We start from the raw sequence: 25,990 nt of genomic DNA on the forward strand, positions 1-25,990 counted from the left end.
TTGATCAGATATCCGAATCAACTTGCAGAGGACTCGATGAGACACTACACAACCGCCCTGGCCGCCCTGATTCTGAGCACACTCGCCACCACCGCCGTGGCAAACGACAGCAACAGCATTCCCACCTTCACCTTGCTACCGCAAGGCACCCTCGCGGGGCAGCCGCAACAGATGGGGAAATCCCGCGAGCAGGTGCGCCAGGAGTTAATCGAGGCTCAGCGGCAAGGTCTCATCCCCAACACCGAGGCCGACTATCCACCGAGCCAACGGAGCATCGACGCGAATAAAGCCCGCCATGCAGCCGTGCAGCGTTACTGGGCCGAGAACGATTGACGCTCGTTCGTCAACAGATACCGCTGCAATCCCCAACGCGATCGTCGCATCAACGGAAGCTCGTTCATGACATATCCGAAGCGCATGCTCGTCGAAAACCTCGCCTGGTCCGACGAAATCAACAGCCGTGATCCTGCGTATTTCCGGCGCCTTGCCAGCAATCAGCAACCGAACGTGCTGTGGATCGGTTGCTCCGACAGCCGCGTGCCGGAAGCGATTACACGGGCGACGCCCGGCGAGATCTTCGTGCATCGCAATATCGCGAATCTCGTCGCCGACAACGACGACAGCCTCGCGAGCGTGCTCGAATACGCGGTCACCGTGCTGAAGGTAGAGCATGTGATCGTCTGCGGGCATCACTGTTGTGGCGGTGTGCAAGCGGCGCTGCGCGCGCCCGCGCCCGAGTTGCCTAATGTCAATCGCCGCATCAGCGGAATTCGCCGGCTCTGCGCGCTGCATACCGCCGAATTGCGCGAGCTGCCGAGCTTCGAGGCACGCGCGGACCGGCTCGCCGAACTCAATGTGCTGGCGCAGGTACAGACGCTGCACACCATGCCATTGATTCAGCGCGCGCGGCGCACGGTGCAGATTCACGGCTGGATTTTCTCGATGCTCGAAGGACGCCTGAAAACATTGACCGACACGCCCTGGACCGCGAACCGCAACTCGGACACCGAGGCCGAAGTGGGCTGATTGCCTCTGCGCCAATCAGTCGGAATCCGCGCGAGGAGACCGATCAATCCCAATCGCCCGCGCTGCTGCAACCGCGCACGACAAACGCCGCCGATAAGCGCGGCGTTTTTTTCGACTCCCCTGCTTCGAGGCAAGCTCTACGATGATTCCATCCACCTCTCAACAACCTGAAGTCAACAACAGCCCTGCGTCCCGCACGTATGCGTGGCGCAGCGATCTGCTCGCGGGCATTACCGTTTTCCTGATCGCGTTGCCGCTGTGTTTGGGCATCGCGCAAGCTTCCGGCGTCGCGCCATTCGCCGGCATTCTGGCCGGCGTGATCGGCGGCCTCGTGGTCGCGTTGCTGAGCGGCTCGCGGCTCAGCGTGAGTGGGCCAGCTGCCGGGCTCGTCGTGATCGTCGTCGATGCGCTCGCCACGCTCGGTAGCTTCGCCGCGTTTCTGAGCGCGCTCGTGATCGCGGGCGCTTTGCAGATCATGCTGGGCTTTCTGCGCGCCGGACGGCTGGCGAGCTATGTGCCGGTGCCGGTGATCAACGGCATGCTCGCCTCGATCGGCATTCTGCTGATCGCCAGTCAGTTGCCGCTGGCTGTGGGCATCGGTGGCGACGGCCTCTCCGTGGTCATGCCGCTACTCGCGGTCGCGTCGATCGGCATACTCGTGGCGTGGGACACGCCTGCGTTACAGCGCTGGCGTCTCGTACGCGCGGCCCCCGCGCCGCTTGTGGTGGTGTTGATCGGCATCGCCGTCTCGGGATTCGCCGACTCTCTCGCGCCGGGCAACGCGATCGCGTCCGTGCAACGTGTCGCGATGCCCTCGCTCGGATCATGGGATGCGTTTCGCGATGCGCTCACGTTTCCCGGCTTCGCGCACTGGCTCGACCCCGCTGTGTGGCGCGTGGCCGTGGTGATCGCGATCGTCGCGAGTCTGGAAACCTTACTGAGTCTCGAAGCGCTCGAACAGATCGATCCCGTGCATCACAGAGCGCCGCCCGATCGTGAACTGAAGGCGCAAGGCGTCGGCAACATGCTAGCCGGTCTGCTCGGCGCGCTGCCGCTCACCGCCGTGGTCGTGCGCAGCGCGGCCAACGTGCACGCGGGTGCCCGCAGCCGTGTTTCGTGCATGACGCACGGGCTGGTGCTGCTAGTCGCCATGCTCACGCTGACCAGCGTGATCAATATGATTCCGTTCGCCAGCCTCGCGGCGATCCTGATCCATACCGGCTACAAACTCGCAAAGCCGCAACTGTTCGTGGCGATGGGCCGCGCCGGGCGCGCCCAGTTCGTGCCGTTCATCGGCACCATCGCCGGGGTTCTGCTGACGGATCTGCTGAGCGGCATTGCAATCGGCTTCGCGCTGAGCGTGGTATTTGTCGTCGAACGCGATCGGTATCGCGCGATGAGCTTTACGCGCGACGGCGATCACTACGTGCTGACCCTGCGCAGAAACGCGACCTTCTTCTGCACGCCGCAACTGAAAAGTTATCTCGGGGAGATTCCGCCGGGCGCGACCTTGATTCTCGACGCGACCCAGGCCGACCATATCGATTACGACGTGCGGCGCGTGATCGACGGCTTCATGGCGGATGCACAAACCAGCGGAGTGCGGATCGAATACCGGCACTGGCCGGCAAGCTGACGACGCATTGGGCACTGTCGGTCAGTCCAGAAACTCCGTTGCCCGCTTGCGCAACACCGCGCCGAAGTCGTCGAGCCAGTCGATCGACAAACGCCAGCTCTGCCAGTAGAGGTCGACATCGATATGCTTGCCGGGCGCGATCTCCACCAGTTCGCCGCTGGCCAGATGCGGGGCGATCATGCGCTCCGGGCACATGCCCCAGCCGAGTCCCGTGACGCAAGCGCGCAAAAAACCGGCGACGTGCGGAATCCAGTGCAACGGCGGATCGATGTCCGCGCGCGTGATGCGGCGCATGAAACGCTTTTGCAACTGGTCCTTGGGATTGAAGTCGACGCACGGCGTGCGCCGCAAGCTCTCGCGCGTAAGGCCGTCGGCAAAGTGACGCGCGAGAAACTCCGGTGAACAGACTGCCAGATAACGCATCCGTCCAAGGCGCGTGGAGCGGCAACCCTGTACCGGCTCGGCTTGCGTGGTGACCGCGCCTTGCACACTGCCGTCGCGGATCCGCTGCGCGGTGTGGTCCTGATCGTCGATCACCAGATCCAGCAGCATCTCCCGCTCGACGCAGAATTGCGCGACCGCGTCGATGAACCAGGTGCCGACGCTGTCGTCGTTGACCGCGACGCGCAGCGCCGGCCACGGTTCGACCAGCGCGCCGGGCAGCGTCGGCAGGCGGCCGGTCAGCTCCGCTTCGAGCAATTGCACGCGTTCGGTGTGGCGGCACAGCAGCGCGCCCGAGGTGGTCGCGACGCAAGGCTGGCCGCGCTTCACCAGCACGCTGCCCACGCGCTCTTCCAGTAGTTTGACCCGCTGCGATACCGCGGACGGCGTCACATTCAGTTCGCTGGCGGCACGGTCGAACGAGCCGTGACGTACCACGGCGGCCAGCGCATCGAGCAACGCATAATCGAGCATTAGCGTTCCTTAATCGGCATTAAGTAAATTAGCTTCTCTTATGAGCAGCAAACCCGCAGACTAGCCTCGTTCGCTTCTCCCGTCTACTGGATCGATTATGAATTGGCTGTCTTTTTCTCACGGCGCCGCCCTGTGCGCCTCCCTGATCGTGACGATCGGCGCGCAAAACGCCTTCGTGCTGCGTCAGGGCATCATGCGCTCGCACGTCGGCAAGATCGTCGCGCTGTGCGCGTTGTCGGACTTCATTCTGATCGGCGCGGGCGTCGGCGGCGCCTCGGTCCTGGTCGAGCGCTATCCCGTGTTCGTCCACGCCATGCTGTATGTCGGGCTCGCCTATCTGGCGTGGTTCGGGATCAACGCGTTGCGCCGCGCGGTGCGGCCGGGGCATGCGGTACTGGAAGGCGGGGACGTCAGCGCGGCGCCTGTGCAGCGCGCCGTGCCGATCATTCTGATGACGCTTGCCTTCACGTGGCTCAATCCGCACGTATATCTCGACACGTTCCTGCTGATCGGCACGGCCGGCGCCCGCGAACCCGAAGGCGCGCGGGTCGCCTTCGCGCTGGGCGCGATGGCGGTCAGCGGGATCTGGTTTATCGGATTGGGCTACGGTGCACGCGCCCTCGCGCCGCTCTTCAAGCGGGCGACGGCATGGCGCGTGCTGGATGGCGCAATCGGCAGCATGGTGCTGCTGCTCGCGGTGACGCAGTTGAGGTGACCGCCGCCGGCGCGGTTGTCGTCAGGTGGTGTTGTCGGGAGACAGAAACTTTCAGAAAGTACGGGTGCCCGCACCACGGCAAACCCGTACGCAGCGCATCGGCCTAGATGCACCCGAGCGCGGAAGCCTTCAACGTGGCCGCGGCACGGGTCGAACATTCGAGCTTGCGAAAGACGCTTTCCACATGCGTGCGCACGGTACTGGGGCTCAGTTCGAGAATGCGCGCGACCTCCTTGTTGCTCGCACCCAGGCTGATGTGTTTGAGCACTTCCGCTTCTCGCGGCGACAGCAACCCTGCTTTCGGATTGCGCGCACGTTCGCCGGACGCGGGGACATCGCCGAGTTCGGAGGAAACGGTCGCCTCGACCGCTTCCGTATCGAAACGCCCCGCCCGCGCCTGCTCGTTGAGCAGCGCCGTGGCCTGTTCCGGCGAAAATGCCGGCCGCCAAGGGCGCGCTGAGCGCAAGGCGACCCAGGCGGCAGCAACCGCAAGCACACGCGCTTCGCGTCCAATCGCGTCGCCCGCGCTGCTGCGGAAATAGCCCGAACCGTCGAGACGCTCGTATGCGAAAGATGCGATCTCCGACTCGCGAGCGAGGCCCTCGATCTGTTTGCCCGCACGCGCGGTCCAGTAGGGCACGAGGCGTACCTTTTCCCATGCTGCCGGAGAAAGCTCGCCCGCCGTGTTCCAGATGGCGTTGGGGACCGCCATGCGTCCCATGCCATGGAGCAGCCCCGCCGTGTAGGTGCTGCGCCGCGCGGCGTCGCTCAGCCCTAAATGCGCGCAGCAGGCACCGGCCGTCTCGGCGACTCGCCGCGAATAGCCGGTCATCCACGGCAGCTTCAGGTCGATCACGTCGGCGACGATCTCCGGCGCGCTGCCAAGCTGCAGCGCATCCGTGCGCGCGGGCTCAGCAAGCCGCTGCGCGGTCGAATCGTCGAGCTCCTTGAGCCACGCGGCCGCCCGAGCCGAGGCGAGCTGCGCAAGTTCCAACGGGTATTGCCGGCCGCCCTTCTGCGCGATCAGCATCTGCGCGCGCTCGAGACCGTAGACCCGGCTCAGAATCTCGAGATCGCCGGCCACAGCGACGATGAACACCGCGACGGGTACATCGCGCCCAGGCCGATGGTCAGGGAAACCTCCGCCGTCCCAACTTTCGAAAATACGTCGAAGCGCCTCCTGAGTCGCATGAGTGAGCCCGAGCATACGAGCCACCTCGCCCGAAACCTCGCAGTGTATCTGGGCGAGCGGCGTGATCGCGGCGCCCACTTGCGCCGGCGACTCGCCGGTCCCGGTCCAGTCCGGCCGCATGGCAAGCATGGCCGCGCGGCCGCCGATGTCGTCGCCGAGCCAGTCGGAAAAACCGGCTGCGTTTGCCGTGCAGCCAGACCACCTCAGAAGGGACACTTCCTTGACGACGTCGCATTGCGCGCCGTCCAGACCAGCCTCGGCGGCGAGTCGCGCCGCCAGCCAGGCCGTGCGCGGCGAATGGTCGGTGGGCTGCCCCATGCTGAGGTCGCCAATGAACGCGAGGGCCTTGACCGCGTCCAGCACCCGGATTGCAGAAACGTCATGCATAGCTTTCGACCTTGTTGTCAGTACTCGCGCGTCCAGCCGGACTGTGTCGGCTCGGTCATTCGACCGATACAGGAAATCGGCCGACCGGCGCATCCTCCAGTCCGCACGTTGTTTCTTACCCAACGAATTTGACGAAGAGGATGAACATTATGAATACCTTGCTGAAAAAGTGCCTGGCTGCCACGCTGATGCTGGGAGGCTTGCTGTCGCTGGCCGCCGTCACGCCGGCAAGCGCCGCCGCGCCGAACGACGATCTCAAGGGAAAGAACGTCGTGCTGGTGCACGGAGCATTCGCCGACGGCTCGAGCTGGAACAAGGTGATTCCGCTGCTCGAAGCAAAAGGTCTGCACGTGGTGGCGGTGCAAAACTCCCTCAAGTCGCTCGACGACGATGCAGCGGCAACGCAACGCGTCATCGAACAACAGAACGGGCCCGTCATTCTGGTGGGCCACTCGTGGGCCGGTGCGGTGATCTCTCAGGCAGGCAACGACGACAAGGTCAAGGCGCTCGTCTATGTCGCGGCGTTTGCCCCGGATAACGGTCAATCGATCAACGACATCCTCAAAGGCAAGCCCGCGCCCTCGTGGGCGACGGAGTTGCGGAAGGACTCCGCCGGCTATCTGACACTGTCGACAGACGGGATCATCAAGGACTTCGCGCAGGACCTGCCGCCGGCCCAAGCCCGTATCGTGGCGGCGACGCAAGGCCCCTGGTTTGCCGGTTGCTCTGACGACAAGGTGGCGACCGCGGCGTGGCACAGCAAGCCGTCGTGGTACGTGCTGACGGAGAAGGACCGCATGATCCCCGCACCCTTGCAGGCCGCGATGGCGCAACAGATCGGCGCCACGCTGGTCAAGGTCAATGCGAGCCACGTTGCCATGCTGTCGCAGCCGACGGAAGTCGCGGCAGCTATTATCACGGCGGCTCGTGCGGCGAAGTAAGACTGAGAGACTGACAGGCGATGACAGCCCGCTCGGACGGCGATCGCACGACGGGTTGTCACGCTCGATGCGAGCGCTTTGCCGAAACTACTGTGATTGGATGCGATGAGTCAGGCGCCTGCGCGGTTTTTCCGCGCTGGTCACCCGTGGCTATCGATCCAGGCACGCGCCCACTCCAGACCCGCGCGTTGCGCTTCTTCCTCAGTATCGAAGTGGGCGAGAATGCCCGACGCTTCGATCAGCTTGCCGGCCAGCGTAATGGTCCCGCTGGCGGCGTACCGCTCGGGCTGCAAGATGTCCTCCTGCTGCAAGATGGCGTGACCCCAGACGGTGTAGCCGTGATAAGTCTGGGACTCCATCAGCGCGTCACCTCAGCCGTCATGCCGCGCGAATCCACCCGCAATACATTGCCCTCGGGCGTGATCTGCCGCGGAATCTCGGACATATCCGGCGCATGGACAGGCGCGTTTTCTCGCCGGTCCGTTTTCGCGACGAGCCTGGCAACTGGCGCCGGTGTGGGCCGCGCGCGCGCTTTCATCGCATGGGGAACGAGGTGCCGGCTACCGGCAGGTCGATGGGCAACGACCGCGCGATGCGGCATGCTCGCTCGCGCTTCCGGCGGGTTCCAGACTTCGACGTAGTGCTCGCCGGCCATGGCCGTCGAAGCCGCCGCGAACAGCAGAGCGCCCAAGCCCAAAAGTCGAAACATGTTCTCTCCCTATGCTCCATCGCTCGCGCCGTCACCATTCCGACTGCGCCACGAAATCCCATTCAGGATACTGTACATCCATACAGGTCTTTGCGCAATCCAATGATCGTCGCACCGGGCAGCTTGCACTCGGGTCGTGACGCTGAAGAGTAAAGAACACGAGAATGCAGTCGCCGCGCGGTTCGCGAGCGATTATCAAAGCTCTGAGCAAGCTTTGGCAGGCAGGGAGCCTGACGGCGGGCTTTCGGGCGCAATTGTCAAACTACAAACAAACCACGGTCCGCAACCATTCAACAACGAAGCCGGCGGGGCCGCCGGCCGCCCCGCCGCTAACCCTTTACTCCACCGTGACCGACTTCGCCAGGTTCCTGGGCTTATCGACATCCGTCCCACGCGCACACGCCGTGTGATAGGCCAGCAATTGCAACGGCACCACATGCAGCAACGGCGACAACGGCCCATAGTGCTCCGGCATCCTGATCACGTGAATCCCGGGTTCACTGCCAATCCGCGTATCGGTATCAGCAAACACATAAAGCTCGCCGCCTCTCGCCTTCACTTCCTGAAGATTCGACTTCAGCTTCTCGAGCAGCGCATCGTTCGGCGCGATCGTCACGACCGGCATCGCATCGGTAACGAGCGCCAGCGGGCCATGCTTCAGCTCACCGGCTGGATAAGCCTCCGCGTGAATATAAGAAATCTCCTTAAGCTTGAGCGCGCCTTCGAGTGCGATCGGATAGTGCGAGCCGCGTCCGAGGAACAGCGCGCTTTCCTTGCCCGAGAACTTCTCCGACCACGCGATGATCTGCGGCTCCAGCGCCAGCACGGCGTTCAACGCGGCCGGCAAATGGCGCAACTGGCGCACATAATCGGCTTCCTGTTCCGGGCTCACGGTGCCGCGGATTTTCCCCAGCGTCGCGGCAAGAACGAACAGTCCGACCAGTTGCGTGGTGAACGCCTTGGTCGACGCCACGCCGATCTCGCGGCCCGCGTGCGTGTGAAACGACAGTGAGGTCAGCCGCACCATCGCGCTCGTCGCCACGTTGCAGACCGACAGCGTGTGCTTGTGTCCGAGCGACTGCGCATGCTTCAAGGCAGCGAGCGTGTCGGCCGTTTCGCCGGATTGGGAGATCACGACCACCAGCGCCTTCGGATTCGGCACCGAATCGCGGTAGCGGTATTCGCTGGCGATTTCGACCTGAGTGGGAATTTTCGCGATTGATTCGAGCCAGTATTTGGCCGTCAGTCCCGAGTAATAGCTGGTGCCGCACGCGAGAATCAGCAGGCTGTCGATATCCGCAAACACAGCGGCAGCTTCTTCACCGAACAACGACGCATCGAGCGACTCCCCCTGCGGCACCGTGTCGGCGATCGCGCGCGGCTGCTCGAAGATTTCCTTCTGCATGAAATGCCGGTACGGGCCGAGTTCGACGCCGCCGCCATACGCGGCCACCGTGCGCACTTCGCGCTCTACGTCGACGTCATCGCGGCTCACCACTCGCACGCGCTCGAGCGTCAGCTCGCACACATCGCCCTCTTCCAGGAAGATGAAGCGTTCGGTCTCGCCGGCCAAAGCCAGCGCGTCCGACGCGAGGAAATTCTCGCCTTCGCCGATGCCGACGACGAGCGGTGAACCCTGCCGCGCGCCCACCACCAGATGCGGATGAGCCTGATGCTCGACCGCGATCGCGTACGCGCCGTCCAGTTGCTTCACGGCTTCGCGAACCGCCTCGAACAGATCGCCGCGATACAGGCTATGCACGAGGTGCGCGACCACTTCGGTGTCGGTTTGCGAAACGAACACGTAGCCCTTCGCGCGCAGCATCTCGCGCAACGGTTCGTAGTTTTCGATGATGCCGTTATGCACCAGCGCCAACTCGTCCTTCGAGAAAATCGGATGCGCGTTGTCCGTGACCGGTGCGCCGTGAGTCGCCCAACGGGTGTGCGCGACGCCCGTGCCGCCTTCGAGATGCGTCTCGCGCGCCTGCGCGTCGAGGTCCGCCACGCGCGCCGTGCTGCGCGCGCGGCGCGGACCGGCCGCCGCCAGCACGGCGACGCCGCACGAGTCGTAGCCGCGATACTCGAGACGTCGCAGTCCTTCGATCAGAACCGGGACGATGTTACGTTGCGCTACCGCGCCGACAATGCCACACATAAATTTGCTTTCCCACGTGATGTTGTATCGGATGGGGCGAGCCGCCCCGAATCGAGCTGAGCCTCAGGCGTACCCGGCAGGATTGCTCGATTGCCAGCGCCAGTGATCGGCGCACATGCGTTCGATGCCGTACTGCGCACGCCAGCCGAGCAGCTTGTCCGCCGCGGCCGGGTCGGCGAAACAGGATGCGACGTCGCCCGGACGGCGCGCCACGATTTCAAAAGGCACCGGCTTGCCCGACGCCTTTTCGAACGAGCGCACCACGTCCAGCACGCTATAGCCCTGCCCCGTGCCGAGATTCACGACGAAACTCGCATCGCGCTCGAGCAGCGCGTCGAGCGCGGCAAGGTGGCCGCGCGCCAGGTCCACCACGTGGATGTAGTCACGCACGCCGGTGCCGTCCGGCGTGTCGTAATCGCCACCGAACACGCGCAGCTTCTCCAGCTTGCCGACCGCGACTTGCGCGACATACGGCATGAGGTTGTTCGGCACGCCGCCCGGGTCTTCGCCGATCAAACCGCTCTCGTGCGCACCGACCGGATTGAAATAACGCAGCGTGGCGATCCGCCACGACGGATCGGATATCTCCAGATCGCGCAGGATCTGTTCGGCGATCAGCTTCGTTTGTCCATAGGGATTCGTGGCCGACAGCGGAAACGATTCGTCGATTGGCGACGTTTTCGGCACGCCGTACACCGTGGCCGACGAACTGAACACAAACTGCTTCACATTGCGCGCGCGCATCACCGAGAGCAGCGTGAGCAGACTGCCGAGATTGTTGTCGTAATACTCGATCGGCTTCGAGACGGATTCGCCCACCGCTTTCAGCGCCGCGAAGTGAATCGCACCAGTCACCGCGTGCGCGTCGAAAATGCGTTGCAGCGCCGCTTCATCGCGCGAATCCGTTTCGTAGAACGCGACGCGCTTACCCGTGATCTGCTCGACGCGTTTGAGCGACTCGCGGTTGCTGTTGACGAGGTTGTCGACCACGACCACGTCGTAGCCGCCGTTCAGCAATTCGACACAGGTATGCGAGCCGATAAAGCCGGCGCCGCCGGTTACCAGAATCGTGCCTTTCAAGTCCATGCGAAATTCCCTTTTATATTTATTCAATTCGAGTGTCACGGCTGCGCATTGCCGCTCATTGCCGCTCGGCCGCGCCCACGCCGACGGTCGCGAGTCCGCCGTCGGTGACGTAAGGCACGAACCCGGCCGCGGTAATCCGCGCCGCGGTGGCGGCTGCGCAGGTATCGTCGGCGGGCGGGCAATAGTCGATGGACAGTACCGGCAACTTGTATTGATCGCGGATGATCGCCGCCTGCATCAGCAGCCAGTCGCGGTCGGCCTGCGGCACTTCCGTATAACGCTGCTTGCCGGCATCCCAACCGCGGTACAGCGATTCGAACGCCACCATGTCGGCGAGATCATGGACCTGCGGCAATACCTCGAACCCGCGGTTGAAGATCAGTTTCGCCTTCGGATAACGCTTCTTGATCGCGCGGATGACGCGCACCAATCCCGCCTCCTGCGCGGCTCGCGCGGCGTCGGTTTTGGCGATCAGGTGGTAGGAGTCGAGCGTGTCGAGGAAAAAGCCTCGATAGCCTTTTTTCCATAACGGCGCGATCACCTTGTCGACGAAAAACGCCGGCCATTCAGCGGCCGTCTGGTCGATCACATGCGAGGCCCAAGCCTCGTTGACGCCCGGCAGCCACGCGGACGGTATGGACCTGTAGTACGCGCGATGCGGGTTCACCTCGCCGACGCTCACATACGCGAACCACGCCGGATGCGTCTTCGCGTGAGCACGCGGATCGAAGTGCGCGTCGGGGTCGACCACGACGACATCGAATGCGGCCAGTTCTTCGACAGGCGGATTCGCGCCGTAGTACAGCGCCACCGACGGTCCCGCCGGCGCATCCGTCGCGCTCTGCGCGTGCGCCACCGAAGCCAGCGCGCCGAGCGCGGCCATGCGCGCGAATCGGCTGACACGACGCAGCAGCGCGCGCAAGGTGAAACGTCGGCCGTAATCGTGATCGTGTTCGGACAAAGCCGGTTCCTCTTTCATATTGTTCTTGCAACGCTGCCGGTTTCTGGCTGTCGTTTCTAACTACCCACCGGCAGGAACGACCACCAGCAGATGCTATCGAGCGACACAGTCGAGATCGAAGGACTGAAGCCCGCCTGTTGCGCAGCCGTCCACGCGGCTTGCGCGGTCGAGGTCGCCGTGCATGACGACGTATAGTCGAGCGACCCCACGAAGAAAGCGCCGCGGCCGAGATTCTGCTCAGTGGTTTGCCACGAATTCAACAGCTGCACGACTGATGAACTCTTCGACGGCAAGAAGACCTGTTCCGCGATCACGCCGTCGATTAGCCACGGAAACGATACACCGCCCGTCGTCCCGCCGATGGCCTGCACCGGCGCCGCATTCGGCACCATCGCCAGATCCGGAAAGCGGTCGCGCAGTTGCTTGACGAGATCGAGACCGCCTTGCGCGCAGGTTGCATCGCACGGGGCACTTGACGCATTGGCGCCGTGGCCGACGATTTCGAAGTTGTCCAGCATGAATCCGTCGACACCGGTTGCCGCGAGACGCGGCGCGACGTAGTTGACGATCAGGTTCTGATAGTCGGCGTTGGCGGGATTCATCCAGTATTCCTGGAAGCCCGAATATCGGCTGATTTGCGCCGAGGAATTCGCGCCGCACGACACGAAACCGGACGGGACCGTGTTCCAGTAAGTCCGCGATTTCTCGCAGGCGCCGAAATTCAGGTAGCTGAGCACTTTCGCGCCGTTCGCCTTCAACGCTGCGATCTGCGCGGCCGAGAAGGCGGGCGTGCCATTGCCGGGATCCGCGTCGATCACGATTAGCTTGAACGTGGCCGCCGCGTGGGCGATGTTGATCGCGCTGCCCTGGCCGTAATAGGCTGCCCAGACCGGCGACGCCGGCAAGGCGCGGGCCGTCGAGATCGTCGGCGTGGTGGTCGAGCCGGAATTCGTATTCGTCGAGGAATTGCTCGAACCGGACGAGTTGGTCGAGTTGGTCGAGTTGGTCGAGTTGGTCGAGTTGGTCGAGTTCGTCGAGCCGGTCGGGTTGCCAGAGGTACTGGCGCTCCCACTCGCCGAGGTCGCCGCAGCCGCGGTCGAATCATTCGTGCTGCCCGTACCACTGCCGCCGCCTCCGCAGGCGGCCAGCAGACTGCAGGCCGCCACGACCGCGGCCGCACCGATCCAGCGTTGCGCGACGCGGCGGCCGTATTGAACATCGGCGGCAAGGCGCGCGCGCGCGGGCCGCCGGAGCGGGCCAAGATCATACTGATGCATGGTGGAATCCGAAGTCGAACGATTCAACCCCGCAACATATACGTTTCGTATTCCAAAGACATGAATTTGCGATCGAGCACCTTCACGGATGCCACCACCACGACCAGCAGCGCCAGCGCGAATCCATAGCCGTAGAAATCCGGTCCGAGCTTGAGCGTGATGCCGGTGAAGACTCCGTTCAGCACCACGAATGCGCCGGTGAGCCGCAGCACGACGCGCCGTCCGTCGAGATAGAAGAACACGTTGAGCAGGCCCAGCAGCAACACCTGCAGACTCGCCGACACCACGTCGACGACGAGCAGCGGCATATATAGCGGCGAAATGCCGAGCGAGCCCAGCACGCGCTCGCCGAAGGCGATGATCAAGAGCAGCACGACCGTCTGCACCTTGATGATTTCGTACAGGCCGGCACGCACGCTGCCCACCATCATGTCGCGCATTTCGTTGATGTGGCGCAGCGTCGCCCCGCTGCGCACGGCGTCGTAGAAGGCGTCGTAGTACTCGACGAAATCCGCCTCGATACGCACGAGGAAGGTCGCCATGCCGGGCATCACGCACACGTAGGCGATGAAAATCGGAATGTCATAGATCACCGACGCACGCAGCGGCCCGATCACGCTCGCACCCGTGCCCGGCGCATACCAGAACATGAACTTGTCGAGCCACACGCCGATGTTGAACAGCAGACCGACCAGCGCGAGGCTCGGATAGGCGAAGCGCCGCTCGAACACTTCGAACGAAACGAAACGCTCGCTGCGGTAGTTACGGTAGATCAGACCCGACAACCCGGCGAGCAGCACGATGTGCCCCGCCACGAACCCGCCCAACAGGCCGACCAGCCCATAGCCGTTCAACGCGAGCGCGAGGCACACCACGCACGCATAGCCCACGGCGAACACCACCAGGATCTGCCGGTACTGCTTCACGCTCGACAGAAAGATCACGGCGATCCAGATATTGCTGACCACGACGAAGCCCGTAATCATCAGCAGGCGGTAGATCAGCGGCTCCCCGCGGAAACCCACCAGCATCGCGATCACCGCGACCACGCTGGCCAGCACCGACGACACCAGCACCACGCCGTTATAGTTCGAGAGCACGAGGTCGTCGCGCTTTTCGAACAGACGATCCGAAATGAACCGCGTGAACGACAGTTGCAGCGGCCCGGTCAGAATGAGGCTGAGCGCGATCAGATAAGTGACCGACACCTGAAACTGCACGATCGCGAAGGTCGGAATCACCGAAGTGAGACTGATCAGCCCGATGATCAGGATCCCGAAGATCGACAGGATCAGCGGACCGGAACTGATCAGGCCCGCGTAGGCATAGGCGCGCGCCACGCCGGTCAGCGTGTCGCGCCGCATGATCTTGCGTAATTCGAAGCCGATACCCGCCATCAGCGTGTCTCCTGCGATTGAACGGGCTGCGCCGGCTGCACGCGCGGCTCCGCCTTGGATTGGGCGCCGTGGTGCATCGGGCAGCGCGCTGCGTCGGCGGACGTGCGATTGCGCTCGCGGTCCGGCAGCGCAGCAAGGCGCTCATACAGCGTGCGATAGCGGTCGATCATCTGCTTCTTGGTGTAATAGCGGCGCACACGGGCGAGGCCGGCCTGCTGCGCGGCCTGCCAGCGGGTTTCGTCGGCGAGCAACGACAGCACCGCCTGGGCGAATGCCGCCGGGTCCGCGAGCTGGACCACCATGCCCGCCGCGCCTAGCGCGCGATCTTCCGCATCCACGCCTTCGATCAGTTGACGGCACGAGCCCACGTCCGTCGTAATGGCCGGCACGCCGGCGGCGAAACCTTCCAGCACCACCAGCGGCAGCGCCTCGCTGATCGACGTCAGCGCGATCACGTCGACCTGCGGCATCATGTCGTCGATGCGTTGGAAGCCGAGGAATTTCACATTGTGGCTAAGCCCGAGACTCTCCACCAGCGCGCGGCATTCGAGCGCGTAAGCGGGATCTTCCTCTTCCGGTCCGATGATCCAGCCTTCCAGATCCGGCATGGTGCGCGACGCAATGAAGATCGCGCGAATGAAGGTCTTGATGTCCTTGATCGGCACCACGCGCCCGATCAACGCCACCACGCGGTGTGAGCGCGGCTTGCGTTCAGCCACCAGCGGCGCGAGCGCGTCGACGTCGATCCCGTTCGGAATGCATTGTGTGCGCTCGGCGCGCGCGCCGTCCGTGACCTGGCGCTGGCGGTTCGCCTCGTACAACGCGACGATGTCGTCCGCCGCGTCGTACGCGAGCTTGCCGATCGCTTCGAAGAAACGCACCCACAGCTCGCGGAAATAGCTGACGCGTGAGATATCGCGTTCGAACACGCCGCGGTTGTCGCGAATCCACTGGCTCTGCAGCAGGTCGATCTTGCGTTCTTTTGTATAGATGCCGTGCTCGGAGATCAGCAGCGGGCGGCCCGTGCGGTAATGCATCAGCGCGCCGAGAAAGCCGCCGTATCCCGTCGAAACCGTGTGATACACACGCGCCGGCAGCAGTTTCTCGGCGACGCGCGCGAGTTGCCACAGCGGCTTGTGCATGATGCGCACGGTCCAGAAGTAGTCGGTGAACGATGGATCCGTACAGTATTTCTGATACTGATCGACGATCGTGTCCCAGGCCGCGCGGCTCGACAGGAACTGTTCCTCGTTCAGCGCGCCATTCGCCCCGAGCATCGGGATCATGCCGGCCATCAGCCCGCCGGCATCCAAACCGTTGCGCGGATCGCGCAAGGCGTCGTGCAATTCCTGCGAGCGCGCGAACGCCGCGGCGTCGCCAGCGACGGCACGCGGTTGAAAGTCGGCTGCGACCTGCTCGTACAGGTAGTGCGTTTCGATATGCACGACGTTGTCCGGCAACGCATAAGCCGCCCCGTTGTAATCCTGTTCCCGGCTGCCGATGAAGACAATCGCGAAACGGGTCGTCGGGTACGAGCGGATCATTTCATTGACCCAGCTCGACACGCCGCCACGTACGAACGGGAACGTGCCTTCGAGCAGCAGGCAGACATCGGCATCGGCGGCACGGCGGATCGGGAGTTCTTTCATCATGACCAGTACTTCACAACCGGTTTGAGTGTGGGCAACGCGGCGGCATTGCCCAGCGATGCGAGCAGCTGCTTGACACGAGCGTAGTCGCCGCGCAGGAAGTCGGCTTCAGCCAGCCACGGCACCAGCCGTTCGCGCGGGAAACCGAGCGCGAGCGCGCGGCCGATGTATTCGTGCGCGGCATTCGGCAGGCCGCTCGCCAGCGCGAGACGGCCACGAATCAGCCACAGCGCGGCGTCGCCCGGATCGGTTTCGAGCGCCGCCTGCGCATAGCGGTCGGCCTGTTGCAGCGTATGGCGGTAGACCGCGCCCTGCACCAGGTTCTGGTACACGAGTTCGAAATACAGCTCGGCGAGCATCCGGTTGAGCGCGTGGCGTTCGACGTCGTTGTCGGTCGCTTCCAGCGCTTTGCTGGTCCGGAAGATCTTCTGCATGATTTCGTTTTCGGCGTGATCCAGCGTGCCGTAAGCGATCAGGCGAATGTCCTCGAGCGGGTCGGCAAGCAACTCGCGCAGCAACGTGCCCGTAGTGCGGGTAGGCATGCTCTGGATCGCCACCAGCGCGGACAGCCGGTCGGTGGGCGACACCTGGGTGTTGGCAAGGCGCGCCTGCAGCCGCGCGCCGCCGCCGTGCGAGACACGCGACACCAGGTAGGTGACGAATTCCGGCCGCGGCACATCGGCGAGTTGATCGCTGTCCTTGGCTGCCGGAAAGAGCGCCGCCCACACGCAGCTGATCAGCACCACGAGGCCGCCGAATAGCGGCACGAAGGTACAGGCAAGCCACAGGAACAGCAGCGAAACCGCCCGGGGCTCGCGATAATTCAGCGGCAGCCACGAGCGGAACGCGACCGCCTCGGCGAGTCCCGCCAACGCCTGCAACGCAAAAAAGCGCAGCAGCGGATCGATCGCGCCGGCCGGTTGCAGCAGGCTCGCGATCGCCAGATATTGCACGATCACGGCCACCACGGCCGCGAGCGCGCTGACGATGAGAGAAAGAGTCTTAGACATCGAGGCCGCTTCGTTTGAGAAGACGCATCAGCGCCGCGCCCGGCTCGTCGCCCTCGAGGTGGAGCGTGTGAACGCCGACGCGCGCGTGTTCCAGGTCGGTGTTGAACTGGGCCGTCAGGCTGGCTTCGATCCGTGCCAGATAACCGTCGATACCGGTCGTGTCGGTAGCCGGCATCAGATTCACCAGCACCGACTGCTTGGCGGTCTGCACCGGCCACATCACGTCGAGCGAACGGCGGCGGCGCATGACGTGCTCGAACAGCGAGTCGCCCTCTTCATCGCGCGGAAACGCCAGTGCGACGAGCGACGACGCCACGCCCGCCTTCTGCTGAAGACGCGTGAGGCGGCTCAGATCGAGCGCGAATTCGTACGGGCAGTTCGGCACGCGGTCGAGAATGCGTTGCACGAAAGCGGAGTGCTCGACACCGTCGGCGTAATAGCCGAGCAACACCAGCAGCAGTTGCAGGTTGTCGAAATTGAGCGACAGGAACGGCATGCGCTTGACGATGAGCAGCGCGCGCAGTTCACCATCCGCGGACACCAGCGGCGCGCAGACCAGGTACTGGCTGACCGGCACCACGGTGTCTTCGTTCTTCAGATGCGCGACGCTCAGCGTATTGAGCGCATGCGTGACGAGTTCGTCGTGCATGACGAGTTCGAACGCGTCGCCGATCTGCGCGATGGCCTGCGCGCCGAGCTTGCCGTGATGCACCGGATACAGCGCCGCGACTTCGATCTGGCAGGCTTGCGCGACGAATTCGAGCAGACCGCTCGCGCCGCCCAGCGGGTCGATTTCCTTGCCCGCCGCCGGCACGGCGAGCGCCGTATCGGTGGCGACCGAGAGGCGGCGCAACTCGGTAATCGAATCGCGCAACGTCGTCGGGCGGGACAGCAAATCCTTTTCGAGGCGCTCGTGCGAGAGCCGCATCAGATAGTGACTGTTGGTCAACGCCACGAGACGGTCGTTCAGGTAGTCGTTCAACGAGGACGCGCGCTCGGCGCGGCTGCCCCACGTATCGCCGAAATGTCCGGCGAGAATCGTCTGGATCAAACCGCCCGCGAAATACAGCGCGGGAAACGCGCCGCCATGCGGATAAAAGAGCGACCATGCGCCGAGCATGAAAGCGCCGCTTAGCAGGCCGAGCAGGCTGCCGTAGCGCAAGGCCACCAGCAACGGCACCAACCATAGCCACGGAAAACCGGTGTGCAGCAGCAACGGGTCTTCAGGATGAAGCCAGCGGGCCACGGCCAGTACGACCAGCACGAGCACGACGGTCTCCACGATCGCGAACGGCCGCGCCACCGCGGGCGCCAGCAAGCGGCGCACGCGTCCGAGATTGCCGAACGGATGCGCATGGCGCGGCTTCGAGGCGCCCGGGTTGTTTTCCACGGCTGCGGTATTCACGGCCATTTCCTTTTTACATGTCGGGTTTCAGCTTGCGGCCCGCACTTCGGGCGCAAGCCACAACCTTGGGGATATGCTGACTGACGTCCTTACTGACGCGCTTGCAACGGCGACAGAACCTTGGCGATCAGCGAGGTCGCCACGCTCGACAGACCCGAGCGGCTCCAGCCCGTACGCGTACCCGTCGCGCTCCACACCACGGCGCCGTTCGACACGTCGATCAGTTCGAAGGTCACGCCGACCACCGGCTCGCCGTCCACGCCCGTCTTGTAGCGCCATTCCTCGACCGCGCCCGACAGAACATAGCGGGCGTTCTGCGAGCGCGCCCATTCCAGCGCCTTGTCGCCGTCGGCGCGCTGCGTCGTGTCGAACAACGAATTGCGGTTCGAGTCGGCCGGAGCGATGCGCACATCGGCGATACCGCCCGCGCGCAGCGTGTTGGCCGCGATCGACTCGGCGCTATGGCCGGCATCCGGCGTTTCAGTGTAGTTGGCGATCGACACGACCGCCACCTTGTCGCCGCGCGACAGCGCGGGGCCCGAGGTCTGGCGCACCGTGCCGCACGCGCTCACCATCAGGGCCAGCGCGGTTGCCGCGACACACCAGGCGCTCGTACGAGCCAATCGTTTAATGCCGTACATGAAGAATTCTCCTTGGGATATATATGCGAAATCCGGTTCAATAAAACCAGCTATAGCGTGCGCCGATCTGGGTCACCGGCGTGCCGAGACGCGAGACGCGCTGATGCGAGAAAAAGAGTGCCGCGTGATCGCCGCCGAACACCGTGCCCGCGAGGCCCAGGCTGATTTCCGGACCCCAGCCCTGGAACGAGTCGTGCAGCAGGCCGACGTCGAGGAACGGCCGCCATGCGCGCGTGTACTGGTCGATCAGATCGTTGCCGAAACCGAAGAACAGCCCGTATTGCGAGTACGTCTGCGGGATGAAGGTCGACGCGGTGACCGGACCCGCGGTCACGGGAATCAGCCGCGAAATCAGGCCGTCCGCGTCGCCGCTCGCGCTGTAGTCGCCATGCGCGCCGATCAGCCGCACTGTGTAGTCCGGGTAGTTCGTGCGGATCCGATAGCCGATCTCGCCGGTCGACAGCACGCCGCTGCCGAGGTAGTTGCGCGCCTGGCTATAGAAACGATCGGCTTCGACGGTGCCCGTGGCATACAGATGCTGCGTCACGCGGTACGTGATCGTGCCGACCACGTTGTCCTTCATGCCGCCGACCTGCAGTGCCTGCGATTCGCGCGCCGTCTGATTGCGGCCCGCCTTGAGTGCGATCGACAACGGCGAATTCCTGCCCCACTCGGCTGCCACCGCCACGCTATAGAAACTGTCGAGCGCTTCGCGGCGGCCGGCGGTCACCATGAAGGCGGTGTCGTACGTTTGACGGCGCGCGAAGAACTCCACCGAACGATCCACGGAAGGCACGTTGGTGAGTTGCGACTCATCCGTCGAGTGCTGGAAGCGTTGGATACCGTTCACACCGACCATGTAGAGATCGGCGACCTTGATGCTGCCCGCCACCGTCTGTTCGATGTAGTCGAGCGGATGCTCGACGTAACTGGTCACGGTCGCATCGAGCGATTGCGGCCAAGTCAACGCGGTCTGCTCCAGCCGGCCATGCAGTTCCGAATCGTAGGGTGCGCCTTCCAGGCCTTGAAACGCGAGGTTTTCAGCCGCGCCCGGACGATCCACCGCGATCGATGCGTCGATGCGGTTATAGAGCGGCAAGCGCGCGCCCTGCTGGTCGAGCAGACGCTCCATCGCGGGCTTGTCGTTTTCGGCGAGCGCGATCGCGATCAATTGCTCCGAAGGCTGCACCAGCACGTTCGCGTACTGGCGAGCCAGCCAGCGCCTGGCCAACGGATTCGCTTCGTGCGACATGGCCCAGGCGAGCGCCACGTCGCGCGCCACCGACGAAGTCAACTGCGCCTGATCCGGCGACTTCGCAGCGGCGCCCGCCTTCACGGGTTGCGCGGGCGGCAGGCCGGCTGCGTCGCCGAGCAACGTGCGGCGCGCTTCGGCGTTGTCGTTGCGGCCTGCGTCGCTGGCGAGCAGATCGATCAGGAACGCCTTCGACACGTCCGCGTTTTCGAAGATCGACGCCAGCGTGACGCGTCGGCCGAGCATCTGCTCACGCACTTCGCTGCCCTGCGAGGCGCGCGTGCGCAGCACGATCTGGCCTTGCTCCGTGTTGGCGCGAATCGCGGCTTCTTCCTGCTGCATCTGACGCCAGACGTTGCGACGGATCGACCACGCGAGATCGCTGCGCCCCGCCATGTCCTGTGCTTCGGCGTAGGTGAGTTGCCACAGCGGATCGCGCGACATCGACGCCGACTGCAGACGCAGATATTTCAACGCCGCTTCCGGCCGGTTCAGACGCATCAGCGCGGCGGCCAGGGGCCCCCACAAAGCGGGCGCCTGCGCGGGTGCATCGCGCCATTCGGCGACCGCCTCGCGCAATTGCGCTTCGCTGCCGTAGTCCACCAGCGTCCAGAGCAGCGCGGCGCGCAAGTCGAGCGGCGCGCCGGGCAGCGACACCGCGTGCTGCAGATCGTGCAGTGCGTCGAGCGGACGATCGGTCTGGCGATAGTATTCGGCCCGCACACGCAGGAACGCGGGATCGGCTTCGGCGGCCGTCAGCTGCTCGGGCGTCAGGCTCTTGAGCAACGCGTCGACGCGATCGTATTGCTCCGCATCGGTGTAATAGTGAATCGCGCTCTGCAGCGCGCGCTGCGAGTGGTCGCGGCGGAACTGCAGCTCGGACGTGCGGGCCGCGTCGACCGGATACGCGTCGTAGAAGTACGTCATCGCGCTCAGGTCTTCGGGGGTGGCCTGGCCGCTCGCCAATAGATGCTTGTAGGCGTCGTTCGCGATGTCGTCACGCTGCAACAGACGCGCGAGTTGCGCGGCATTGCGCCAGAACAGCACGTCGTCGTCCTTGGCGCCCCGGCGCGCGGCGAGCAGCGTGTCGAGCGCGCCCTTGTAGTCGCCGTGACGATACAGCAGGCTCGCCGTGCGCAGCGCGTATTGCGTGTTCGACGGATAGAGCTGATTCAGCTTGCGGTAGTAAGTCAGCGCTTCGTCGTCGTGACCGGAGCGCTCCGCGAGCTGACCCAGACGCGAGTCGATCGCTTCAGCAGGCGAATTGCGTTGACGGCCGCGCAGGAAAGCCAGCGCGTCGTCCGGACGGCCGAGACGCTCGTAAGCCGCGACCACCGAGTCGACCAGCTTGAGATCGCCGGGCGCGGCATTCGATGCCTGGATCAACGCCGCCAGATAGGCATTGTCGTCGTTGAGCATCGGTGCGAGGCGCATGACGTTTTTCCAGCCTTCCGGATCGTGCGTGGCCTGCGCGTAAGTGAGCCACATCTGCAAGGCGAGCGGCGACGCGTGGTTCCATTCGGCGACCTGAGCAAGGCGCTTGGTCCAGACCGGCGAGCCTGGGTTCTTGCTGACCTGCTCGGTGGCCACGCGCTGTGCGTTGGGCAGATCGCTCGATTCGAGGAAGGACTGATAGAGCAGGCTCGGGACGTCGTTCGATGCGGCCGCGGAGTTCGATGCGGCAGACGGTGCCGCAGGCGAAGCTGCTGCGGGACTCGACGCCGCGGCGGCAGGCGCGGGCGTAGACGCAGCGCTGGACATCGCGACGCGCACGAGCTGCACATCGCTCGAGCCGTGCGTGCGAGTGCGTGTGGCTAAACCGGATCCGCCTTGCGGACCATCCATATAAGCGTACTGCCCTTGCGACCCGTCTTCACGCGCGCGTTCGCGGATGAAATCGACGAGGCGCAGCGCGCCGTCTTCATCAGGCTGAGCCTGCGCATAGCCGGCCAGCGCCTTTGCGTAACGGACGACGAGATCCGGACGATGCGCCGCACGCGCCAGGTTCAGCAACACGACGAGCGTCTCATGATCGTGGGCGAACGCGGCGCCGTGTTGGTTGGCGGCCGCGAGCGCTTCGTCGAGCAGATTGCCCGACTGCAAGGCCCGAATGCCTTCGATGAAGCACTGACGTTTCGCATCGAACGTTGCCGCGCTCGCTTGCAAACGGAACCAGCCGTTCGCCGCGCCGCGATAGTCGCCGCCATACATGGCGAAGCGCACCACTTCGCGGTTCCAGCGCGTTTGTTGCGCGGGGTCCTGTTCGGCGAGGCGCGCATAGAGTTGGCCGGCGAGCTGTTGCGCGTTCACCGACGCGGCCGCTTCAGCCAGCATCTGCAGATCGGCATTCGACCACGTCAGCGCCGCCGCATTCGAGAGCTGCGTACGCAAACGGGCGAGCGCGGCATCGCGGCCCGGGTCGTTGGCGGGCAGCGCAAACGTCTCGCGCGTGTCGACCGTCAGCCGCAGCAACTGCGCCGCGCGGCGCATGTGATCGTTCGGAATGGCCTCCATGCGGGCGGCGATACGGCGCGCGTCCTCGTTGCGGCCCAGACGCACATACTGCGTGCCGAGCACCGAAAGGATTTCCGTGTTGTCGGGCTGCACGCGCAGCCATGCTTCGAGATAGGCGATGCTGAGATCGCTCGGCGCGTCGGTCGACGTCATCCGGCTACGCAGGCCGCCGCGCGGATGCACGAGATACAGCGTGACCAACACGACGCCCGCGAGCAGCAGGACGAGCCACGTGGGCGCGATGCGAGGACGGTTATCGGCCACAAGCGACCTCGACTGACCGGTAGTTCAATTTCTGTCCGACGTCAGCCGGCGTATCGAAACGCAGGAACTCGCCATCGCGACGCGTGGCGACACCCTGCTGGTTGACGCTGACCTTGCACTGCTGCGCGTTGGCCAGCTTGACGAACGGCTGGTAGTGACCGGCGAATTCGAAACGCATGCCCTGCGCCGTGCGCCGGAAGTTGCGCACGAAACCGTTGGCTTCACCGATATACGGCGCCGCCCCCGCGGTCGCGGCGTTGCCGATCGCAAAGCGGGCGCTGCCGCCGTCGATATGGATATAGGTACCGTCCGGACCCGTTGCAAAACCGGTCACGCCCGACGCGTTACCGAGCGACGGTTTGGCCGCTTGCGGCCAGTGCAACTCGCGCACCTCGCCGTTGCCGCGCACGATCCAGTCGCTGGCCTGCGGGCCCACCTCTTTCGCCACGGCGAAAGTGTGCCAGTCGAGCACCTTGCGGATGTACTCGCTCACGTAGACCGGCATCACCGCTTGCTTGAGCACCGTCGAGAAAATCTGGTCGAGCGCGCGCAGCGAGGCCACCTTGGTGCCGCTATACATGTGGTAGTAAATGTCGATCGGCTTGAAGCGCAGTGGCCGGTCGGTCATCGAGAAGGTTTCGAGCACGCGCGTGAAGCCATAGAACGGACCTTGCCAGTCGTTCGTGTAGACGTTCTCGTCCTGATTCGGCGCATACACCTGATACGCGCCCGGCCCCTTGTCCACGCCGATCGGCGCGATATTGGTCCAGCTATTGGCCGATTTGGTGATCACCGTATCGCCGCCGTTGAAGTTGTAGACACCGGCCTCATACACCTTGCGCACGACGAAACCCGGCGGCCGGCAATCGCCGGACCATTGCAGCAGCACAGTCTTCTTTCCGGGCGGCGCGAGACGCGTGTTGATGTAGTCGATCGAACCGGTGATCTCACGGTCGATATTGAAGTGATAACCCGGAATATTCAGGGAGAACGCCGCGTCGCCACCTCCGCGGTCCACCTGCGCGCCGGTCTTGCTGTCCACCTGCTCCCATTGGAACGGATGCGAATACGTGTGCGTGCCGATCTCCACGTGCGGCAGCGCGAACATCTTGCGCGCGATCTCTTCGAGACGCGGTGAGATATCCGGATGCAGGCCCTTGGGCCCGACTTCGCCTTCGATCACCGAGAGCGTCATCGGCACCTGATAGCGGGTGAAGATCTGCTGATACAGCGCTTCGCCGGAATAGTCGGGACCGGGGAATTCGGCGCGCGAGGCGAAGCCGTCACCGTCCACGTGCGACATGAGCAGACGCCGGCCGTTTTCAGTCGTGACGCTCGGGGACGGCATGTCCTGCAAATGCAGCGCCGCTTTCATGAACGCCATCGGCTGAATCGCCCAGCGCTCCTGCTCGATGCTGTCGAGCGATGCCACAGTGTACGGACTCAGTGCGTAGCCGCCCCACGGCGTAAGCGCGACCTGATCGAGCAGCACGCCGTTGGCCGAGACGCGCAGCAACGGCTGGCTGCGCGAACCCACGCGCACGCCTTGCAGATCGCGCGGCTCGGGCTTCGGGCTGATTTCGAAGCCGACCATCGGATCGCTCTTGACCACCGTGACGGGCGCGGCCAGCGTGCCGCCCACGGCTTGCAGGTCGAGCGCCGCGCCGGCCGAGCCGGCAGCGTCGAAGCCGAACTGCCCAAGGAACGCAACGGGCACGTGATCCGCCATGCGCGCTGCGACCCAGCGCTGCCACGCTTCAGGATCGGGCACCGCGCCGCGCTGGATCCACGCGACGACGCCCGCATAGCGGTCCGGCGTGATGGCGTCCGGCAGACGCGACGAGAAATCGGCGTACTCGACGTCGTAGCCCATATAGTTGAGCGGCGTGGCCAGATCGCGCACACCCGCGCTCAGGTCAAGCGGATCTTTGGTGTCGCGATCCTGCACGACGAGAATCTTGCGCGGCAGCACTTCGATCTTGCCGATGCCCACCACGTCGCGTGCCTTGCTCGTCACATAAGGCAGCATGCCGGCCGACACGACGCGCGCGGCCGTGTCGCGGGCGCACTGCCGGTCGTTGCGCGCGCAATATTCCACGGACACCACCGGCACGCCGCTTTGCTGCGTGAACGCGCGCGCTTCCGCAATGCGTTGTGCGCGCAACGATTCGGGGACTTCGAGAAGCTGGCCGCTGTCGTCGAGTCCACGAACCAGCGACTCGCCGACTGCCGCGTAGAGCGACTTCGCAACCGGCAGCGCGTTGCGCATGACGTCGGCGCCGCCCGCCACGAGGCGTGCGTCCGGATGCGCTTCATGAATGCGGCCGGCGGCGGCCACGGCCGCGGGCGTGTCGAGCAGGAAGCCACGATAGCCGCGCTGCCACAGCGGTTCGATCTGACTGGAGAGAAACGCGTCGGCCGAGCCCGCGGACTCGGCGCCATTGGTGCGCGCGATCCACGTGGTATGAGCCAGCGGGTGAGCCGCCGGGTCGAAACCCGTGGCGGGGTCAACTACGACGGCATCGAATGCTTGCAATTCACCGACAGGCGGATTGGCCGCATAAAAGAAAGCGACGTTGGGCCGAGACGCGGCGGAGCTGGAGCTGGTCGCCGCGGCAGCGGACCGCAGCGGCGCAGCTTCCGTCTGTGTCACTGCATGAGTCACAAGCGGTGCAATGCCTGCCGCGCCAAGGATTACCGCAATCAAGCTGCGCGTAAGAAATCGTTCGCCCGCACGTTCGACCACCCCGCAAGAGTCCCCGCCGGCGCATGCCCGGGTCCGCTTCTTCATCGCCAAAATCTTTTCCCCGTTCAGTCTGAACGCGAGCGGCGTTCTCCTTGTGGGGAGAATGTTTCCG

20 protein-coding genes are annotated in these 25,990 nt (G+C 64.4%); 5 read left to right on the plus strand and 15 right to left on the minus strand.

Translation table 11 applies throughout. The features are described from left to right. Positions 1-36: 36 nt before the first annotated feature. From PQR42_RS09825 to PQR42_RS09835, 3 genes are all read left to right on the plus strand, one after another. A complete protein-coding gene (locus PQR42_RS09825) occupies positions 37-333 on the plus strand; it encodes a DUF4148 domain-containing protein (protein WP_408386033.1) in 297 nt (98 codons plus the stop codon). A 66-nt stretch (positions 334-399) separates the two neighbouring features. After that, a complete protein-coding gene (locus PQR42_RS09830) occupies positions 400-1,026 on the plus strand; it encodes a carbonic anhydrase (protein ID WP_408449013.1) in 627 nt (208 codons plus the stop codon). Between the two features lie 142 nt (positions 1,027-1,168). Continuing rightward, positions 1,169-2,662, plus strand: a complete 1,494-nt coding sequence (locus tag PQR42_RS09835; RefSeq protein ID WP_408386029.1) for a SulP family inorganic anion transporter — start codon at positions 1,169-1,171, stop codon at positions 2,660-2,662. A gap of 21 nt (positions 2,663-2,683) precedes the next feature. On the opposite strand, the gene PQR42_RS09840 is transcribed toward PQR42_RS09835, so the two are convergent. Next, positions 2,684-3,577, minus strand: coding sequence for a LysR family transcriptional regulator ArgP (locus PQR42_RS09840; RefSeq protein WP_408386027.1), 894 nt, complete (start codon positions 3,575-3,577; stop codon positions 2,684-2,686). Positions 3,578-3,674: 97 nt separating this feature from the next. Here PQR42_RS09840 and PQR42_RS09845 point away from each other — a divergent pair, with 97 nt between their 5' ends. Further along, positions 3,675-4,292, plus strand: a complete 618-nt coding sequence (locus PQR42_RS09845; RefSeq protein WP_408386025.1) for a LysE/ArgO family amino acid transporter — start codon at positions 3,675-3,677, stop codon at positions 4,290-4,292. Positions 4,293-4,395: 103 nt separating this feature from the next. Here PQR42_RS09845 and PQR42_RS09850 read toward each other — a convergent pair whose 3' ends face one another. Beyond that, positions 4,396-5,871: an HD domain-containing phosphohydrolase gene (locus PQR42_RS09850; protein ID WP_408386023.1), complete on the minus strand. Its 1,476-nt coding sequence runs from the start codon at positions 5,869-5,871 to the stop codon at positions 4,396-4,398. A 149-nt stretch (positions 5,872-6,020) separates the two neighbouring features. On the opposite strand from PQR42_RS09850, the gene PQR42_RS09855 reads away from it, so the two are divergent. After that, positions 6,021-6,812 carry an alpha/beta fold hydrolase gene (locus PQR42_RS09855; RefSeq protein WP_408207938.1) on the plus strand — a complete coding sequence of 264 codons (792 nt, stop codon included), beginning with the start codon at positions 6,021-6,023 and terminating at the stop codon, positions 6,810-6,812. A gap of 140 nt (positions 6,813-6,952) precedes the next feature. On the opposite strand, the gene PQR42_RS09860 is transcribed toward PQR42_RS09855, so the two are convergent. From PQR42_RS09860 to PQR42_RS09920, 13 genes are all read right to left on the minus strand, one after another. After that, complete coding sequence (locus PQR42_RS09860) at positions 6,953-7,171, minus strand: DUF6566 family protein (RefSeq protein WP_132375102.1); 219 nt, start codon at positions 7,169-7,171, stop codon at positions 6,953-6,955. Next, a complete protein-coding gene (locus tag PQR42_RS09865; RefSeq protein WP_408386021.1) occupies positions 7,171-7,521 on the minus strand; it encodes a hypothetical protein in 351 nt (116 codons plus the stop codon). The genes PQR42_RS09860 and PQR42_RS09865 overlap by 1 nt, the downstream gene beginning before the upstream one ends. 337 nt (positions 7,522-7,858) lie before the next feature. Then, positions 7,859-9,676 carry a glutamine--fructose-6-phosphate transaminase (isomerizing) gene (gene glmS, locus PQR42_RS09870; protein WP_408386019.1) on the minus strand — a complete coding sequence of 606 codons (1,818 nt, stop codon included), beginning with the start codon at positions 9,674-9,676 and terminating at the stop codon, positions 7,859-7,861. 63 nt (positions 9,677-9,739) lie between these two features. Continuing rightward, positions 9,740-10,762 carry a UDP-glucose 4-epimerase GalE gene (gene galE / locus PQR42_RS09875; protein ID WP_408386018.1) on the minus strand — a complete coding sequence of 341 codons (1,023 nt, stop codon included), beginning with the start codon at positions 10,760-10,762 and terminating at the stop codon, positions 9,740-9,742. 55 nt (positions 10,763-10,817) lie between these two features. Continuing rightward, a complete protein-coding gene (locus PQR42_RS09880; RefSeq protein ID WP_408386016.1) occupies positions 10,818-11,741 on the minus strand; it encodes an endo alpha-1,4 polygalactosaminidase in 924 nt (307 codons plus the stop codon). A 38-nt stretch (positions 11,742-11,779) separates the two neighbouring features. Further along, complete coding sequence (locus tag PQR42_RS09885) at positions 11,780-13,000, minus strand: glycoside hydrolase family 191 protein (RefSeq protein ID WP_408493627.1); 1,221 nt, start codon at positions 12,998-13,000, stop codon at positions 11,780-11,782. A 23-nt stretch (positions 13,001-13,023) separates the two neighbouring features. After that, positions 13,024-14,397 (minus strand): exopolysaccharide Pel transporter PelG, encoded by a 1,374-nt coding sequence (pelG, locus tag PQR42_RS09890; protein ID WP_408207954.1) that lies wholly within the window; start codon positions 14,395-14,397, stop codon positions 13,024-13,026. Further along, complete coding sequence (gene pelF / locus PQR42_RS09895; protein WP_408207957.1) at positions 14,397-16,049, minus strand: GT4 family glycosyltransferase PelF; 1,653 nt, start codon at positions 16,047-16,049, stop codon at positions 14,397-14,399. The genes pelG and pelF overlap by 1 nt, the downstream gene beginning before the upstream one ends. Continuing rightward, entirely contained in the window at positions 16,046-17,056 is a 1,011-nt protein-coding gene (locus PQR42_RS09900; protein WP_408386013.1) for a tetratricopeptide repeat protein, read from the minus strand. Before PQR42_RS09900 ends, pelF begins: the two co-directional genes overlap by 4 nt. Next, positions 17,049-18,461: a PelD GGDEF domain-containing protein gene (locus PQR42_RS09905; protein WP_408386011.1), complete on the minus strand. Its 1,413-nt coding sequence runs from the start codon at positions 18,459-18,461 to the stop codon at positions 17,049-17,051. The genes PQR42_RS09900 and PQR42_RS09905 overlap by 8 nt, the downstream gene beginning before the upstream one ends. An 89-nt stretch (positions 18,462-18,550) precedes the next feature. Beyond that, positions 18,551-19,102: an LpoB-related protein gene (locus PQR42_RS09910; RefSeq protein ID WP_408207965.1), complete on the minus strand. Its 552-nt coding sequence runs from the start codon at positions 19,100-19,102 to the stop codon at positions 18,551-18,553. A 37-nt stretch (positions 19,103-19,139) separates the two neighbouring features. Beyond that, the gene (locus tag PQR42_RS09915; RefSeq protein ID WP_408386009.1) at positions 19,140-23,132 is read right to left on the minus strand and encodes a tetratricopeptide repeat protein; all 3,993 of its coding nucleotides are present in this window, start codon (positions 23,130-23,132) and stop codon (positions 19,140-19,142) included. Further along, entirely contained in the window at positions 23,122-25,923 is a 2,802-nt protein-coding gene (locus PQR42_RS09920) for a bifunctional glycoside hydrolase/polysaccharide deacetylase family protein (protein ID WP_408386007.1), read from the minus strand. Before PQR42_RS09920 ends, PQR42_RS09915 begins: the two co-directional genes overlap by 11 nt. Between the last annotated feature and the right edge of the window lie 67 nt (positions 25,924-25,990).

This window comes from Paraburkholderia sediminicola (assembly GCF_046027355.1).
GTDB classification, from domain to species: Bacteria; Pseudomonadota; Gammaproteobacteria; order Burkholderiales; family Burkholderiaceae; genus Paraburkholderia; species Paraburkholderia sediminicola_B.

Coding starts and splice junctions, on each gene's coding strand:
- PQR42_RS09825 (WP_408386033.1), top strand. CDS start 37: ATGAGACACTACACAACCGCCCTGGCCGCCCTGATTCTGAGCACACTC.
- PQR42_RS09830 (WP_408449013.1), top strand. CDS start 400: ATGACATATCCGAAGCGCATGCTCGTCGAAAACCTCGCCTGGTCCGAC.
- PQR42_RS09835 (WP_408386029.1), top strand. CDS start 1,169: ATGATTCCATCCACCTCTCAACAACCTGAAGTCAACAACAGCCCTGCG.
- PQR42_RS09840 (WP_408386027.1), bottom strand. CDS start 3,577: ATGCTCGATTATGCGTTGCTCGATGCGCTGGCCGCCGTGGTACGTCAC.
- PQR42_RS09845 (WP_408386025.1), top strand. CDS start 3,675: ATGAATTGGCTGTCTTTTTCTCACGGCGCCGCCCTGTGCGCCTCCCTG.
- PQR42_RS09850 (WP_408386023.1), bottom strand. CDS start 5,871: ATGCATGACGTTTCTGCAATCCGGGTGCTGGACGCGGTCAAGGCCCTC.
- PQR42_RS09855 (WP_408207938.1), top strand. CDS start 6,021: ATGAATACCTTGCTGAAAAAGTGCCTGGCTGCCACGCTGATGCTGGGA.
- PQR42_RS09860 (WP_132375102.1), bottom strand. CDS start 7,171: ATGGAGTCCCAGACTTATCACGGCTACACCGTCTGGGGTCACGCCATC.
- PQR42_RS09865 (WP_408386021.1), bottom strand. CDS start 7,521: ATGTTTCGACTTTTGGGCTTGGGCGCTCTGCTGTTCGCGGCGGCTTCG.
- glmS (WP_408386019.1), bottom strand. CDS start 9,676: ATGTGTGGCATTGTCGGCGCGGTAGCGCAACGTAACATCGTCCCGGTT.
- galE (WP_408386018.1), bottom strand. CDS start 10,762: ATGGACTTGAAAGGCACGATTCTGGTAACCGGCGGCGCCGGCTTTATC.
- PQR42_RS09880 (WP_408386016.1), bottom strand. CDS start 11,741: ATGAAAGAGGAACCGGCTTTGTCCGAACACGATCACGATTACGGCCGA.
- PQR42_RS09885 (WP_408493627.1), bottom strand. CDS start 13,000: ATGCATCAGTATGATCTTGGCCCGCTCCGGCGGCCCGCGCGCGCGCGC.
- pelG (WP_408207954.1), bottom strand. CDS start 14,397: ATGGCGGGTATCGGCTTCGAATTACGCAAGATCATGCGGCGCGACACG.
- pelF (WP_408207957.1), bottom strand. CDS start 16,049: ATGATGAAAGAACTCCCGATCCGCCGTGCCGCCGATGCCGATGTCTGC.
- PQR42_RS09900 (WP_408386013.1), bottom strand. CDS start 17,056: ATGTCTAAGACTCTTTCTCTCATCGTCAGCGCGCTCGCGGCCGTGGTG.
- PQR42_RS09910 (WP_408207965.1), bottom strand. CDS start 19,102: ATGTACGGCATTAAACGATTGGCTCGTACGAGCGCCTGGTGTGTCGCG.
- PQR42_RS09920 (WP_408386007.1), bottom strand. CDS start 25,923: ATGAAGAAGCGGACCCGGGCATGCGCCGGCGGGGACTCTTGCGGGGTG.